15 protein-coding genes are annotated in these 15,721 nt (G+C 66.8%); all 15 read right to left on the minus strand.

All coding sequences use genetic code 11. From position 1 onward, the window contains the following. Window positions 1-29: 29 nt before the first annotated feature. The 15 genes from OXU32_17455 to rbfA all read right to left on the minus strand — a co-directional run bounded on the left by OXU32_17455 (window position 30) and on the right by rbfA (window position 15,667). Window positions 30-1,394, minus strand: coding sequence for a bifunctional folylpolyglutamate synthase/dihydrofolate synthase (locus OXU32_17455; protein MDE0075741.1), 1,365 nt, complete (start codon window positions 1,392-1,394; stop codon window positions 30-32). Next, window positions 1,376-2,233 carry an acetyl-CoA carboxylase, carboxyltransferase subunit beta gene (gene accD, locus OXU32_17460; protein MDE0075742.1) on the minus strand — a complete coding sequence of 286 codons (858 nt, stop codon included), beginning with the start codon at window positions 2,231-2,233 and terminating at the stop codon, window positions 1,376-1,378. The genes OXU32_17455 and accD overlap by 19 nt, the downstream gene beginning before the upstream one ends. Before the next feature lie 7 nt (window positions 2,234-2,240). Then, a complete protein-coding gene (gene rodA, locus OXU32_17465) occupies window positions 2,241-3,497 on the minus strand; it encodes a rod shape-determining protein RodA (GenBank protein ID MDE0075743.1) in 1,257 nt (418 codons plus the stop codon). Window positions 3,498-3,525: 28 nt separating this feature from the next. After that, window positions 3,526-5,370 (minus strand): penicillin-binding protein 2, encoded by a 1,845-nt coding sequence (mrdA, locus tag OXU32_17470; protein ID MDE0075744.1) that lies wholly within the window; start codon window positions 5,368-5,370, stop codon window positions 3,526-3,528. Further along, window positions 5,367-5,840, minus strand: coding sequence for a hypothetical protein (locus OXU32_17475; protein ID MDE0075745.1), 474 nt, complete (start codon window positions 5,838-5,840; stop codon window positions 5,367-5,369). The genes mrdA and OXU32_17475 overlap by 4 nt, the downstream gene beginning before the upstream one ends. A 43-nt stretch (window positions 5,841-5,883) precedes the next feature. Further along, window positions 5,884-6,810: a rod shape-determining protein MreC gene (locus OXU32_17480; GenBank protein ID MDE0075746.1), complete on the minus strand. Its 927-nt coding sequence runs from the start codon at window positions 6,808-6,810 to the stop codon at window positions 5,884-5,886. Window positions 6,811-6,882: 72 nt separating this feature from the next. After that, window positions 6,883-7,926 carry a rod shape-determining protein gene (locus OXU32_17485; GenBank protein ID MDE0075747.1) on the minus strand — a complete coding sequence of 348 codons (1,044 nt, stop codon included), beginning with the start codon at window positions 7,924-7,926 and terminating at the stop codon, window positions 6,883-6,885. 166 nt (window positions 7,927-8,092) lie between these two features. After that, window positions 8,093-9,205 carry an alanine dehydrogenase gene (gene ald, locus OXU32_17490; GenBank protein ID MDE0075748.1) on the minus strand — a complete coding sequence of 371 codons (1,113 nt, stop codon included), beginning with the start codon at window positions 9,203-9,205 and terminating at the stop codon, window positions 8,093-8,095. Between the two features lie 16 nt (window positions 9,206-9,221). Then, window positions 9,222-10,439, minus strand: a complete 1,218-nt coding sequence (locus tag OXU32_17495; protein ID MDE0075749.1) for a pitrilysin family protein — start codon at window positions 10,437-10,439, stop codon at window positions 9,222-9,224. A gap of 89 nt (window positions 10,440-10,528) precedes the next feature. Next, window positions 10,529-12,655 carry a polyribonucleotide nucleotidyltransferase gene (locus OXU32_17500; protein MDE0075750.1) on the minus strand — a complete coding sequence of 709 codons (2,127 nt, stop codon included), beginning with the start codon at window positions 12,653-12,655 and terminating at the stop codon, window positions 10,529-10,531. A gap of 8 nt (window positions 12,656-12,663) precedes the next feature. Next, window positions 12,664-12,924, minus strand: a complete 261-nt coding sequence (rpsO, locus tag OXU32_17505; GenBank protein MDE0075751.1) for a 30S ribosomal protein S15 — start codon at window positions 12,922-12,924, stop codon at window positions 12,664-12,666. A gap of 136 nt (window positions 12,925-13,060) precedes the next feature. Continuing rightward, window positions 13,061-13,405, minus strand: a complete 345-nt coding sequence (locus OXU32_17510) for a 4a-hydroxytetrahydrobiopterin dehydratase (GenBank protein ID MDE0075752.1) — start codon at window positions 13,403-13,405, stop codon at window positions 13,061-13,063. Continuing rightward, window positions 13,402-14,424 carry a bifunctional riboflavin kinase/FAD synthetase gene (locus tag OXU32_17515; GenBank protein MDE0075753.1) on the minus strand — a complete coding sequence of 341 codons (1,023 nt, stop codon included), beginning with the start codon at window positions 14,422-14,424 and terminating at the stop codon, window positions 13,402-13,404. The genes OXU32_17510 and OXU32_17515 overlap by 4 nt, the downstream gene beginning before the upstream one ends. Beyond that, entirely contained in the window at window positions 14,421-15,299 is an 879-nt protein-coding gene (gene truB / locus OXU32_17520; protein MDE0075754.1) for a tRNA pseudouridine(55) synthase TruB, read from the minus strand. The genes OXU32_17515 and truB overlap by 4 nt, the downstream gene beginning before the upstream one ends. Then, window positions 15,296-15,667 carry a 30S ribosome-binding factor RbfA gene (gene rbfA / locus OXU32_17525; GenBank protein MDE0075755.1) on the minus strand — a complete coding sequence of 124 codons (372 nt, stop codon included), beginning with the start codon at window positions 15,665-15,667 and terminating at the stop codon, window positions 15,296-15,298. Before rbfA ends, truB begins: the two co-directional genes overlap by 4 nt. Window positions 15,668-15,721: the final 54 nt, after the last annotated feature.

The following is a 15,721-nucleotide window of genomic DNA, read 5'->3' on the forward strand; positions in this document are numbered from 1 at the left end:
CGGCGAATCTATGCGCTTCGCTCGACGCGTCAAACCCGGAAAGGGGCTGGGAACGGCTGGATGCAAAGCTCGTCGAGAGCGCTGCCGACCGTGTGGCAGGACCCCGTGACCACCGCCGTGCCGCCTTCCGCCCGTTCAGCCACTCTTGCCAGAGCGCTGCCGAAGTCCGCCTCCACCTCGAGCGTGAACCGTGGTGCGAGCGCGGCCGCCACCTGTCCGGGGTTCCACCTCCGTTCGCCCGGCGCGGACGGGGGCTGGGTCAGGACCGCTGCGTCGGCGGTCGCGAGGAGACCCGGAAGCATGCCTCCCCAGTCCTTGTCCCCCAGGATGCCCGCGAGTACCACGATCGGCCGCGCAAGACCGAGTGACCGCAGGGTGGTGGCGAGCGTCTCCATTCCCGCGACGTTGTGAGCCACGTCGAAGACCCAGGTTACGCCGCTCTGCCGCACCAGTTGTACCCGGCCCGGCCAACTCACCCCCGCCAGGCCCCGCACGACGGCGCGTCGAGCGGGCCGGAGTTTCTCTGGAAGCGATTCGAGCGCCCTCGCCGCCAGCGCCGCGTTGGTCGCCTGGTGGCTTCCCGCCAACGGCACCGAGAGTTCGAGGTCACCCCACGCGTCGGAGGACATGCGAAAGCTCGTGCGCGCCCTCGAGAGCTCCAGGTCCCGCAGGTCGCTGAGTGCGTCGAGCACGAAAAAGGGAGCCTCGGCCCGTGTTGCCCGATCCGTCAGGATTCGCAGCACGGGCCCGCCCGTCTCGCTCGTGTGGACGGGAATGCCCGGCTTGATGATCCCGGCCTTCTCGCGGGCAATGTCCTCCACCGTGGGGCCCAGGTAGTCCGCGTGGTCGAGCGAGACGTTGGTGATGCAGGTCACCAGCGGGACGATCACGTTGGTCGCGTCGAGACGGCCGCCCAGCCCGACTTCCACCACCGCGATGTCGACTTCCCGGTCGGCGAAGACCCCGAACGCCAGGGCGGTGGTCGCTTCGAAGAAGGTGGGCCCGATCCGGTCCACGGCGCCATGCAGGTCGGCCGCCACCCGCGTCATGGTCTCGTGTTCGACCGGACGGCCGTCGACCTGGATGCGCTCCCGAAAATCGCACAGGTGGGGCGATGTGTAGAGCCCCGTGCGCAGGCCGGCCTCCCTCAGCACCCCGGCGCACATCGCCGCTACCGACCCCTTCCCGTTGGTCCCGCCGATGTGGATCGACGGCCAGGCGAGCTGTGGCTGCCCCAGGGTCGCGAGCAGGGACCGGGTCCGATCAAGACCCCACTGGACGCCATGCCCCAGCCGTGGAAACAGGTCGTGCATCGCGGGCGCTCCGGGCTCGGGCGCCGTGTTCTCCAGCGCTTGTGGAGCGGCGCCGGAGAGCTTCAGCCCTGGGGCTTCCACCCCGCCCACATGTGCCGCAGCAGAAGTGCCACGGTGGCCTTCAGTTCGCTGCGCGGCACGACGCAGTCGAGCATGCCGTGCTCGAGAAGGAACTCGGATCGCTGAAACCCGTCCGGAAGCTCCTGCCGGATCGTCTCCTCGATCACGCGGGGCCCGGCAAACCCGATGAAGGCGTCGGGTTCCGCGAGGTTGACGTCGCCCAGCATGGCGTAGGACGCGGTGACCCCGCCCGCTGTCGGGTTGGTGAGGATGGATATGTGGGGCAGGCCGGCCTCGTGCAGCCGCGCCAGCAATGTTGCCGTCTTCGCCATCTGCATCAGCGACAGGATTCCTTCCTGCATGCGGGCTCCGCCGGAGGCGCTCACGACGACAAGCGGGACACTCTCACCGAGCGACCTGTCGATGATTCGGGCCAGCTTCTCCCCCACCACCGATCCCATCGATCCTCCGATGAAGGAAAAGTCCATCACCGCCAGCGACACCGGGATGCCGTCCAGCTTGCCCGAACCCACCACCATGGCTTCCGGCCGTCCGGCACGCTGCTCGGCCACCTGCACCCGGGCGGTGTAGGGCTTCGAGTCGACGAAGCCCAGGGGATCGGCGCTGGCCAGGCCCGCGTGCTCCTCGCTGAAGGAGCCTTCGTCCATCAGCAGACTCAGATAGTCGGAGGCCTCGAATCTGAAGTGGAACCCGCACTCCGGACACACGGAGAGATTCTGCCTGAGTTTTTCGCGGTATACGATGGCGCCGCAGCCCGGGCACTTCCTGAAGACGTCGCTCGGAACATCCCGGCGATCCTGGGCGCGCAACGGCTTCTTGGGCTTGTTGAACCAGGCCATGGCTTGTTCAGTTCTGCCGGGCGACGCGCACGGCGAGCGCCGCAGCCACCCAGCACATCAGCAGAAAGGAGCCCCCGTAGCTGATGAACGGAAGGGGAATGCCGGTCACCGGCACCAGCCCGACGGTCATTCCGGTGTTTACGAAGACGTGGGTAATCCAGGCGCCGAAGATACCGAAGAGCACGAAGCTTGCAAAGTGACTGGCGGTTCCGGTCGCCATGCGGATGAGCCGGAACAGAACATAGGCGAAGCCGGAGAGAACCAGCAGCGTGCCCATGAAACCGAACTCCTCCCCGATCACCGCGAAGATGAAATCGGTGTGCTGCTCGGGCAGGAAGTTGAACCGCTTCTGGGTGCCCAGCGTAAACCCCTTGCCGGTCAATCCACCGCTGCCGATGGCAACCTTCGACTGGACGAGGTGGTAACCCGCCTGCTGCGGGTCGAGGCCAGGATCGAGAAACACCAGCACCCGGTTCTGCTGGTAGGGTGCCAGGGAGTCCCAGAGGAGCCGGGCGACCGTGCCCACGGCCAGATTGAACACGAGCACCGCCACGTACTCGAAGGTGTAGAGGCGGGAGCGGCGCAGATAGAGAATCCCGATCAGCGCCACCATGTACGCCGAGAACAGCCAGGTGTTGAAGGAGACGACCAGCGCGATGGCGGGACTCACCAGCAGGAACAGATAGGTCAGCGGTATTCCCGACCAGAAGAGCACCGCCATCAGGATGCCCACGAAGGCCATCGCGGTGCCCAGATCCGGCTGTAGCAGCACCAGGACGAGAGGGAGCCCCACCAGCGCGCACGGCCCGATGACATCGGTCAGCTGCCACGATCGCCGGGAACCAGGTCCGGGCGCTTCCAGCCGTGAGGCCATGAGGCGCGACAGCGCCAGGATGGTTGCAATCTTGGCGACTTCCGCCGGCTGGAACTGAAAGCCGCCGAACTGCAGGAAGCTGGTCACCCCGGCCGCGGTGCCACGGCCGGTACCAACGACCAGTGTGACGGCCAGCAACACTACCGCCAGCACATAGGCGGGCACCGAAGCCCACTCGATCCAGTTGCTCGAGATCCGGCTGATGACGGTGAAGGCCGTCAGCCCGAATGCGAACCATACCAGCTGCCGGATCCACACGCCTTCGACGACCGGGCTGGGCACGTTCAGCTGGCCGGTCGAATAGATCATCGCCACGCCGAAGGCGGAGAGCGCGAGCAGGGCGAGGATGAGGCCGCTGTCGAGTGCCCACCGCGAGAACAGGGCCTTCATCGGGCAGGCTCCACGGCGTCGGAGGGAGTCACCAGATTGCCCACGGAGCAGGCGTGCCCGTCAGGAGGTGTTCGCCAAGCGTCTGTATGGTGTCGGTGGGGATGCCGTAGCGCTTGCGCAGGAAGTAGTCCGCGGACTTGGCGGCGAGCGGCGCGGCCACGATGGATCCGCTTTCTCCGAGCTCCACAAGCACCACCACGACGATCTCGGGCGGTGCGTCCCGGGGGCCCGCCATCGCCGCGAACCACGCGTGGCTGCGATCCGGATCCTGTGCGTTCTGGGCGGTGCCCGATTTGCCCAGGAGTGCCCAGTGCTCGACCGACGACATGTACGCAGTGCCGCCCGGCATGAAGACCCGCCTGAGCCCTTCCATCAGAATCTCGCCGTGCTCCGGTGAAATCCCGATGTCCCAGGTGTCGCCCGCCTCTTCCCCCTGCAGGATGCGTGGCGCCGGAGCCTGCCCGCCCCGGGCCATGGCGAGGTAGAACTGGGCGATCCCAAGCGGTGTCTGGTCGTTGGGGCCCTGCCCGATCGCGAGCGACAATACCTCCGTTTCCTGCGCGCGATACCCGAACCGCTCCTCCCAGAAGCCGAGATCGCTCGGAAACACCCCCGGCGATTCGCGGGGCAGGTCGATGCCGCACTGCCGCGCGAAGCCCATTTGGTTCGCGTTGGCCAGAAGACGCTCGAGCCCGATCCTGAGGCCCAACTGGTAGAAGTACACGTTGCACGAGTGCTGGATCGCCTCCACGAGATCGAGAGACCCGTGACCGGCTTCGTTCCAGCAGCGGAACAGGCGGTTGCCTACGAACATCGCTCCCGTGCACCCCCGCGACATGTGTTCGTGCGCCTCCACCAGGCCGAGCTGCAGACCGATGGCCGCGACCGCGAGCTTCCACGTGGATCCGGGGGCGTAGCGTCCCACGACTGCGCGATTGAAGAGCGGCTGGTCCGGGTCGCTGTTGAGGGACGCCCACTCGTCGGGCTCGATCCCACCCACGAAGCTGTTGGGATCGAAGGTCGGGGCCGAATACAGCGCGAGCACGCCACCGTCTTCGACATTCAGCGCCACTACCGCGCCGCGCATGGAGTCGGGGAAGATGTGATGGATCCACTCCATCAGATCAAGGTCGAGATTCAGTTGCATGTCCACCCCGGGCTCGGGCGCCTGCACGACCTGCCCGAACGGAGAGCTCACGACCCGGCCCAGCGCGTCCACCTCCGAATAGCGCAGGCCCCGCTTCCCCTGAAGGCGGGCTTCATACTGCCGCTCTACACCCTCCTTGCCCACCGTCATCCCGCTCGAGTACTCCGAATACAGTTCCTGCTCCAATTCCTCCGCCGTCACTTCGCCTACATACCCCATGAGGTGGGAGACCGCGCGCGCAGCCTGGTACTGGCGCTTCGGATCCATCCGCACCACCACGTTCGGCAGTTCCGCGCGGTGCTCCTCGAGCGTGGAGACGAGATCGAAATCGGCGTCGCCGTCCACCAGGAGCGGCTGATAGGGTTCGCGGCGGGCGCGTTCGAGCAGCAGTTCGATCCTCGCATCGTCCAGATCGACATACGATTGCAGGCGCTCGAGCGTGGTCTCCATGACCCCGGAAGCAGAGGAAGGGAACACGTGCAGCGAATAGCCCGGGACGCTGCTCGCGACGACCCGCCCGCTACGATCGAAGACGGCGCCACGGGGAGCTTCAATGGGAAACGGCCGCAGCCGGTTCGACTCCGAGCGAAGCTCGTATGTGTTGGCCTCGAGCACCTGGAGGCGGAAGAAGGCGACGGTGAGGACCGCGAAGAGCGCTATGAGGCCGACGACGGCGATGCGGGCGCGCTGCGACGCCTCCGGACCGGGAACCTGGAACTGATTCATGACTCGCCCTCGCTGAAGGGACCGATGAGCTTCACGACGAGCACGCCCACCAGGGCGGCATAGAGCGCGGCCGGAGCCGCAGTGAGAATCATCGGTTCGATGAACCCGCTCGTGACGCCGGCGGCCTGCTGCAGGATCCAGTGGATGAAGTCACGCAGCCACTTGCCGGTGACGAAATAGATGATGTGAAAGGAAAGCGAGGTGGTGGGTACGAAGAATGCCCTGGTCTGCACGCCCAGAATGCCCACCACGGTCATCGCCACGGTGTTCGCGCCAAAAGCTACCAGCGCGAACGCGTCTTCCAGCATGCCCAGGGCGAAGCCGACGCATGCCGCGGTCCCGAAACGGACCCTGCGAACGTGGAACAGGAGCGCGACGGTCAGGAGATCGGGAGCTGCGGCACCCATCCCCAGGCCGAGCCTCAGAACGAAGTGGAAGAAGACCAGAATCAGGGTGACTGCAACGACCACGCCCGGCCCGATTCCCAGCCGCGGGGAGCCGGGGAGCGGACGGTCAACCACGGCCATCGGCACCGGGCGCGCCACCGGGCCCGGCTTGTCGAGCGGAGTCCGGGATCGGCGACGTTGCTCGCGGGAACAGGCGTGACAGGTCCGCTTCCTCCCCCGGTCCGGCCGTGTCGGCAATGCCGACCAGCGCGTGCGTGACGGAGGCCGGATGCACCGTCGGGTACACCCAGTAGCTCCGGTGCCATCCTTCCTCGACGTCGGCCAATCCGCCGATCCGGCCCACGGGCACGCCGCGCGGATAGACACCGCCACGGCCGCTGGTAACCATCAGCGTGCCGTCCTCCAGGACGTTGAAGTACGGGATGCCGGTCAGAATGAGCCGCTCGGCTTCCCCGAACGTGGCCGGTTCCGGGCCGACAATGCCATAGAGCTCACCGTCCTCCGACATGACGGAGGCCCGGAAGTCCGGGTGCGACCAGTCCATGCCGATCGAAAGCGAGGGGTGGGCTTCGAGAACCCTGCCGGCGAGCCCATCGGCCGTAATGATCGGGGACAACCCATGGACGCCCTGCTCATGGCCGAGGTCGAGCACGACCGTGCTCTGAGAACCCAGGTTCCCCGGGCGATGCACGCTCACCGCGCGATACGACCGCTCCACCAGCGGCGCCAGTCCGATCAGGACTCGAAGGCGTCGGTTCTCCTCTATCGCCGGCGCATTGTTGGCAACCCAGGCGCGCAGGGAGTCCACCTGCGCGCGGAGCATGTCCGCTTCGCGGCTCATCGACCGGGCCGCGGACAGTGCGCTGCGTATGTCCACGAACGGGCGCAGCAGGGTCAGGCGAATGCCGGACGCGATATTCTGCTGGGGCCCCGTGGGAATCAGGTAGAAGAACAGGCCGGCCAGCAGGCAGGCGGCCGCCAGAAGGAACTGCGTCCGCAGTCCGTTACCGCCGGCGCCGCCGTATTCGCGCATCAACCCCACCCGTCGGGCTCAAGGCCTGCCCTGCCGCCTCGACCGCTCCGCGAGCTGGTCGACGATCAGCGGTCAAGCCGTCAGGATCTTACGAAACGTGTGCAGATCCTCCAGAATCCGGCCCGCCCCGCGCACAACGCAGGTCAGAGGATCTTCGTCAACATGCACGGTCAGGTTGGTCTCGAATGTGATCAGCTGGTCAAGGCCCTGAATCATCGCGCCACCACCGGTCATCAGGAGGCCCCTGTCCACGATGTCCGCGGAGAGCTCCGGGGGCGTCGACTCGAGCGCGCGGCGCACGGCGTCCACGATGGACCTGATGGGCTCCTGAATCCACTCCCGAACCTCCGAAGAGCCGATACGGATCATCTTGGGCATTCCGCTGACGAGATCGCGACCCTTGACGTCCATCTCCTGTTCCTCGCCGGTGTCGAAGGCGGAGCCGATCTGGATCTTGATCATTTCGGCGGTGGATTCTCCGATGAGCAGCTTGTAGTGCCTGCGCATGGAGTCTTCGATCGCATGATCGATCTTGTCGCCGCCCACGCGGATCGAGGAGTTGGCGACGACGCCCGACAGGCAGATCACGGCGATCTCGGTGGTGCCGCCTCCGATGTCGATCACCATGTTCCCGGTCGGCGACTCGATGGGCAGGCCCATGCCCACCGCGGCCGCGACCGGCTCCACCACCATGTACACGGACTTCGCGCCCGCCATCAGTGCCGACGAGCGCACCGCGCGCCGCTCGAGCTCGGTAATGCCCGAAGGAACGCCCACGACCACACGGGGCTTCATCCGGAACATGCGCCGGGACGTGACCCGCTTGAGGAAGTGGCGCAACATCATCTCGGTGATGTCGACATCCGCGATCACGCCGTCCTTCAGAGGACGAATCGCCTCGATGTCCTCCGGCGTGCGTCCGAGCATGCGCTTGGCGTCCAGGCCTATCCCGAGGATCTTGCGCGAGGTCTTTTCCACGGCGACCACGCAGGGCTCGTTCACCACAACCCCCTCGCCCCGGACGTACACGAGCGTATTCGCGGTTCCCAGGTCCACTGCGATGTCGTGGACGGGAACGAGGCTGCGGCGCGGCTTGAACCAACTCGAAGAAAGCACTCTAAATCTGTTATTTACAATGGCTTGTTGAGATTCGCGCCCAAGGAGCAAGCAGGCTCCGGGCAGTCCCCGGGAAGTGCCCGCATCTTAAGTAGTGGCGTGGTCCGGAGCAAGATTGGGAGTCGGCCTCAAGGGGAGTACGAAGGGTGCCACCGGTCGACACGGTTCAGAGACAACTGCTGAGCGGCGTGGACCGCAGGCCGAACGCATCCGCCACCGCTCCGTGAACCACCTCGCCCCGAACCACGTTGAGACCACGGGCAAGGGCAGGATTGCGGCGACAGGCATCCCGCCAGCCCCCGCCCGCGAGCTCGAGGACATAGGGCAGCGTGGCGTTGGTCAGGGCCAGCGTGCTCGTCCGAGGTACGCTGCCCGGGATGTTGGTGACGCCGTAGTGGATCACGCCGTCGACCACGTAGGTGGGAGCTTCGTGCGTGGTCGGCCGAATGGTCTCTACGCACCCGCCCTGATCGACGGACACGTCCACGATCACCGACCCTGGGCGCATGGTCGCGAGATCCTCCTCGAACACCAGGAACGGCGTCCGCGCACCCGGCAGGAGCACCGCCCCGATGATCAGGTCCGAATCGCGCAACTGCTTGCGCACCGCGTAGCGCGTGGAGTAGAGGGCATGGACGCCCGCGGGCATCACATCCGCCAGATGACGGAGCCGGGGAAGCGACGTGTCCAGAATGGAGACGCGCGCTCCAAGCCCTGCCGCCACCTTCGCCGCCTGGGTGCCCACGACGCCGCCCCCCAGAATCAGCACCTTGCCGGGCATGACCCCGGGAACGCCCCCGATGAGGATTCCGCTGCCGCCGGAGGAGCGGGTCAGGTATCGGACACCCTCCTGCACGGCCATTCTTCCGGCCACCTCGCTCATCGGCGTAAGGAGGGGCAGCGCGCCCTTGTCGGTGGCCACCGTCTCGTATGCGATGGCCACGGTGCCGGACTCCATGACCGCCCGGGTGAGGGCTTCGGATGCGGCGAAGTGGAAATAGGTGAAGACGATCTGCCCCGCACGCATGTCGGGCCACTCTGCGGCGAGAGGCTCCTTCACCTTCAGTATCATCCCCGCGCGCGCCCACAGCTCAGCCGCGCTGTCGACCACTTCCGCGCCCGCGCGCTGGTAGAAATCGTCGGTAAATCCGCTGGCCAGCCCGGCGTCCTTCTCGATGAGCACCTGATGGCCGGCCTGGGTCAGGGCTTCGACGCCCGCCGGAACCAGCGCGACCCGGTATTCGTGTGTCTTGCGCTCGGCGGGAACTCCGATCAGCATGGCGTCCGCCGGGGCTTCAGGGTCCCAGACGCAGCAGGCACTGGCGGTCGGGATGAAAGAACTCGGCCGCGGATTCGGCGACCTCCGCTTCCGTCACGCGATCGATGCGTGACAGAAGTTCGTCCAGCGTGGTGAAAGGCTCCTGGTGAAGGGCGAAGCCCGCCAGCCGATACAACCGGGCGCCGGGGCTCTCCAGGGAGAGCATGATCTGCCCCTTGACCTGACTCTTGACCTGGACGAGGTGTTCGCGCGGAAGGCCTTCGCGCGCCAGGGTGGCCAGCTCTTCCCTGATGGCGTCGATGACCTGGCCGGCCCCGTCGTGACGGGTGCCCGCGTAGATGCCGGATATCCCCGCTCGGGAATAGAAGGACTGGAAGGTATACACCGAGTAGGCCAGGCCCAGTTCTTCGCGAATGCGCCGGAACAGCCGCGAACTCATGCCGCCCCCCATCGCCGCGGCGAGCAGCACCAGGGGGTATCGTCTGCGGTCGGCCCTGGGAGGGGTTACGGTTCCGGTCACAATGTGGGTCTGGGCCGTCTCCCGCCGGACATGAACCTCCCTCCCCTCCACCGACCCCGGGTCGGGGATCGGGGTCTCGGGAACGCCGTCGGCTGCGCTGCGGAAGTAGTGTGCGGCCAGTTCCACCACCCGATCGTGCGCCACGTTGCCGGTGGCGGCGACGACCATGCCTCCCGCGCCATAGCGGCTCCGGTGCAGATCGCGCAGGGAATCTCCCTCGACCGCCGAGACGGTGTCGCGGGTGCCCAGAATGGATGTCCCGTAGGGATGCCGGTCCCACAGGTGTTGGCCGTGCAGTTCGAAGGCGAAGTCCTCCGGAGCATCCTCGACCGCGGAGATCTCTTCGAGCACGACGCGCCGCTCAAGCTCCAGATCTTCGTCGAAGAGCGTGGGGAAAAGCACCAGGTCGGCGAGCACATCGAGCGCCTGGGGCAGGTGCTCATCCAGCACACGGGCCTGGAAGCTCGTGTGTTCCCGGCTGGTGAAGGCGTCGAGGGAACCACCCAGGCTCTCGAGGGCGAGCGCGATCTGCTCGCGTGAACGGTGTTGCGTTCCCCTGAAGACCATGTGCTCGAGCAGATGACTCGCCCCCAGCACATCTTCGCCATCGTGCGCCGAACCCTGTGGGACCCAGACGCCGACCGCCGCGGAGCGGACCCCCGGAATCGATTCGCTGAGGACCTGGATGCCGGAGTCGAGCGTGGTGACCGCCATGCGGTCCCGGTTTCGGGTTGTGGCGGGAGCGGCAGGAACCAGCGCGGCCGGGCCGGTGGGCCGCTGGGATCGGCGGTATCGGCCAGGTGTCACCGGCGGGCCCGGGACGCCGTTCCGCCCCGGGTGTTGTCGGCAAGAGCCGCGCGCCTGGAGAGGCGCAGCCGGCCCTTTTCGTCGATCGCGAGCAGCTTGACCCGCGTGATTTCGCCGACCTTGAGGACGTCTTCGGTCTTGCCCACCCGCCCTTCAGCGAGTTCGGAAATGTGGCAGAGCCCTTCGGTGCCCGGGAAGATCTCGATGAATGCCCCGAAAGTGGTGGTGTTCTTGACGGGACCTTCGTAGATGCGTCCGACCTCGGGCTCCTGAGCGATGGCTTCGATCATTTCGCGGGCGCGTACGCCGGCCTCGCCCGAGACGGCGGCGATCTTCACGACGCCGGAGTCCTCGATGTCGATCTTGGCTCCGGTTTCATCTTGTATCGCCCTGATGGTCTTACCCTTGGGGCCAATGATCTCACCAATCTTCTCAGGGTTGATCGAGATCGAGATGATGCGGGGGGCGTACTGGGACAGGTCGGTGCGGGCCGCCGGGATGGCGTGGTCCATGGCATCCAGAATGCGGCGTCGCGCCGTGCGCGCCCTGCCCAGCGCTTCCTGCATGATCGCCAGATCGAGCCCCTCGATCTTGATGTCCATCTGAATCGCGGTGACGCCCTTGCGCGTCCCGGCCACCTTGAAGTCCATGTCCCCGAGGGCGTCTTCGAGCCCCAGAATGTCGGTAAGCACCGCGAAGCGGTCGCCCTCCTTCACCAGCCCCATCGCCACCCCGGCGCACGACGCCTTGAGCGGCACGCCCGCATCCATCAGCGACAGCGAAGCAGCGCAAACGGAGGCCATGGACGAGGAGCCGTTCGATTCGAGAACGTCGGACACCACGCGGATCGTGTACGGGAAGTCGTCGTAGTCGGGAAGCAGGGGCTGAATGGCGCGCTCGGCCAGATTGCCGTGTCCCACTTCGCGCCGCGACGTCCCGCGGATGGGCCTCGCTTCGCCCACCGAGAAAGGCGGGAAGTTGTAGTGAAGCATGAACGACTTCGTGGTTTCCTCGAGGGTATCGATCGAATCGATGCGCTGTTCGTCGCGCGAGGTGCCGAGGGTGACCACGCCCAGGGCCTGCGTCTGTCCGCGCGTGAAGAGGGCCGATCCGTGCGGCCGTGGCAGGACGCCCACCTCGCAGCCGAGCTGCCGGATGTCGTCGACGCCACGACCGTCGGCGCGCCTGCCCTGGTCGAGGATGCCCGCACGCACGTGCTGCTTCTCTAGCTTGCGCAGGACTCCCTTCACTGCGGCGCGGACTTCTTCAATCTCCGTCCCTTCGGTCTCCAGTTGGCCGGCCACCTCATCTCCGAGCTCGGCCAAGGCCGCGGCCCGGGCCTGCTTTTCCTCCACCTCGAACGCGGCCGCCACCCCGTCCCGGGCGAGCGCTTCGACCTGGCCGACCAGCTCCGGAGCCGGCTCCACGCTGGTCCACTCCATCTCGTCCTCGTAAGCCCCGGCGACGAGATCACGCTGCATGGCCACCAGCTCGCGGATCGCTTCGCGGGCGACGCCCAGCCCTTCGAGGAGATCCTCTTCGGGCACCTCCACCGCGGCGCCTTCGACCATGGTGATCGCCTCGGCCGATCCCGCCACCACCAGGTCGACATCCGAATACTCGAGCTGCTGGAAGGTGGGATTCACGATCCAGGAGCCCTGAATCCGGCCCATGCGCACCGACGCCACCGGGACATGGAAGGGAATCTTCGACATGTTGAGCGCCACCGAGGCGCCCATCAGGCCGAGGACGTCCGCATCGTTCTCCTGATCCGCGCTCAGGATGTAGCAGATGATCTGGGTCTCGTTCATGTACCCTTTCGGGAACAGCGGACGGATGGGGCGATCGATCGAGCGCGCCGCCAGGATCTCCTTCTCGCCCGGGCGGCCCTCCCGCTTGAAGAAGCCCCCGGGAATCTTGCCGCCGGCGTAGGTCTTCTCGCGGTACTCGACGGTGAGGGGGAAAAAGGGAAGATGGGTTGGCTTCATCTGTGCCGTGGCCGTGCACAGCACCATCGTATCGCCAAAACGAACGAGGCAGGCCCCGTGGGCCTGCTTCGCCATGCGCCCGGTCTCCAGGACCAGGGTGCGTCCTGCAAACTGTCGCTCGATTCTTTTCAGCATTCTCTGACCTAGTGGCGGAGACCGAGGTCCGCGATGAGTTCGCGGTACTTCTCGTAGTCGGTCCGCTTCATGTACTCGAGGAGCCGCCTTCGCCGGCCCACCATCTTGAGCAGGCCCTGGCGGCTGTGATGGTCCTTCTTGTGCGCGCGGAAGTGACCTTGGAGATGATTGATTCGGTGGGTCAGGATCGCGATCTGAACGGGTGCACTGCCCCGGTCACCATCATGAACCTGATACTTGCGGATGACTTCTTCCTTAACGAATCCCATCGCGGGACCGCCTCCTCAAGAGTCTTACGCTGCAAGGGAAGCCGGGGCGCGAACCCACTGACTTGTAAAACGGCGACCAAAGCTAGCCATAAGGGATGGGGGCTACAAGGCGCGCGCCCCAACCGGGCGACACGGCTCAGCCTCCGCCGAACGCCGCGTCGGTCCTGGCGGCCATGACGAAGTCGTTGACATGGAGGTTGCGAATCTTGTGGGTCCACCAGGAAACGGTGACCCGCCCCCATTCCGTCAGGAGCGCCGGGTGATGTCCCTGCTCCTCGGCGAGCGCGCCCACGCGGTTGGTGAACGACAGCGCCTGGACGAAGTCCGGGAAGGAGAAGACGCGCTCGAGACGGGGAATGCCGTCGCGCTCTACGATCTCCCAGTCGGGAATCTGTGGACGCCACGCCGAGACTTCGGCTTCGCTGGCGGGAGGAGCTCCTGCCCTGCACGGTTCACAGGTCTGACGGGTCAGTTCGGTCATGGTGTCATCCGGGATCTGGTCTGTGGAGAGGAATCGCGTTCGCGGTATTCGGCCAGGATGCGGCGGGCAAGCCGGACATCCTCGTTCATCCGGCCGACCAGCTCCGCCACGCTGGCAAAGGATCGCACCTCGCGGAGCCGCTCGATCAGATCCAGCCGGATTTCGGTTCCGTAGAGGTCGGCACCGCGCAGGTCGGCACTGTAGTCGAGAAGATGCACTTCTATCGACGCACGGGAACCGGGGAAGGTAGGGCGCGGGCCGATGTGCAGGGCTCCGTCCCACCTCCCTGCGGGCAACCCGGCGCGCACCGCGTAGATGCCTTCGCCGGGAATCAGCTTGCCGGGGTCCCGAATCTCGAGGTTGGCGGTGGGGAAACCCAGGCGCCGCCCGCGCCCGTCACCCCGGACGACCACCCCGCGCAGCGAATACGGGCGCCCGAGCCCGGTGTGCGCGGCACGCACGTCGCCTTCCAGCAACGCCCTGCGAATCCTGCTCGACGACACGGGACCTCCCCCGGCGACGACGGGCGGTACGACCTGGACGTCGAAGCCCAGCTCCGTTCCCATCGCATCCAGGGTTTCCGCATCTCCCGACCGCCCCCTGCCGAATCCGTGGTCGTAGCCGATCACGAGTTCCCTCACCCTCATGCGGGCAACGAGGATCTCCTCCACGAAGCGCCGGGGAGTGTAGCGGGCCAGCGCCCGGGTGAACGGCAGGAAGACGGCGTAGTCGAGGTCGCTCTGCGCGAGGATCTCCTTCTTCTCGATCGAACTGGTCAGAAGTCCGGGCGCGTCCTTCGGCCTCAGGACCTGGAGCGGATGGGGGCGGAAGGTCACCAGGACGCTGGGCCTGCCCGTTTGTCGGGCTCTCCGGCCCATTTCGCGCAATACCTCCCGGTGGCCCAGATGGACGCCGTCGAAGGTCCCCACCGTAACCACGCTCCCCCGTTCGCAGCGCGGGACCAGTGCGGGTCGGGCGGATCGCGCGGCGCGACCCTCCATGCGGTCGGACGCCGTCACAGGAACACCTTGCGCGGTTGCAGCACGCCCCCCCGGCCGACCCCGATCGCGACCAGGGTTCCCTGCGCGAGCGCAACCACCGGATCGGCCTCGGGAACGGGCTCAAGGGTCGGTTCGATGGCCTGTCCGCACGCCAGGCGCGCGGCGTCCTCCTCGCCCACGCGCACGGCCGGAAGGTGCGCCAGCGCCCTCGCGGCTGACAGGTGTGCGACCGGGGGAAGCTCGTCGCGTAGCCCGTCGGCAGCCGCCGCGTCGCGAACGCTCAGCGAGCCCACCGCCGTGCGCCGGAGCGCAGTCAGGTGGGCTCCCGTCCCCAGCGCCTCGCCGAGATCGCGCGCCAGCGCCCGAACGTAGGTCCCGGAAGAACACCGAACCGCAAACGTGACCAACGGAAGGGCGCAGCGGATCTCCCCCACCCCGTACACCTCGACCGGCACCGGCTCGAGCTTGACCGTCTCGCCCTGGCGAGAGCGGCGGTGGGCGGCGGTCCCGCGCACCTTCTTGGCGGAATAGCGCGGCGGAACCTGGAGGATGGGGCCCTGGAACGCCTCGAGGGCGTGCCGGACGGTGCGCTCGTCCAATTCACGCCATCGAGGGCTTCCGCCCACCACGTCCCCGTCCATGTCGTGCGTGCTGGTCGACACGCCAAGGCGGGCGGTCGCCAGATAGGTCTTGTCCATCGCCGACAGGTACTGCGAAATGCGGGTGGAAGGACCGAGGCAGAGCAGGAGCAGCCCCGAGGCGAAGGGGTCCAGGGTTCCTGCATGGCCGACGCGCCTGAGGCCCAGGCGCGCGCGCGCTTCCCGGACGATGTCGTGGGAGGTGGGGCCGATGGGCTTGTCGACCAGCAACACGCCGTCACGGGCGCGGCTCACGTCTCCTCCCCTTCCCCGGCTGCGCCGTCGCCGGGGAGAACATCCTTGAGGATCTGTTCGATACGTGCGGCGTGTTCCAGCGACGTGTCTTCGACGAAGCGCAGTTCGGGTACGCGCCGGATGTGGAGCTCCGCGCCCAGCGATCCCCTGATGAACGCGGCCGAGGCGGCGAGCCCCTTCATGGCCCGATCGCGTTCCCGGCCGTCGCCCGCCAGCCTTACGAACACCCGCGCGAAAGAGAGGTCGGAGGTCACGCGGACTTCCGTAACCATCGGCATGCCCACCCGGGGATCGCGCACCTCGCTGCGGAGGATGCGCGTGATCTCCCGCTGCAGCTGGCTGTTCACCCGGGCGAGCCTGCGAGCCATCTGCGCTCAGCGGCCGCGGCCGTTGAACCATGCGCCCACGTCGACCTCCATGCG

It is taken from the genome of Gammaproteobacteria bacterium (genome assembly GCA_028819075.1).
GTDB lineage: Bacteria > Gemmatimonadota > Gemmatimonadetes > Longimicrobiales > Gaopeijiaceae > BD2-11.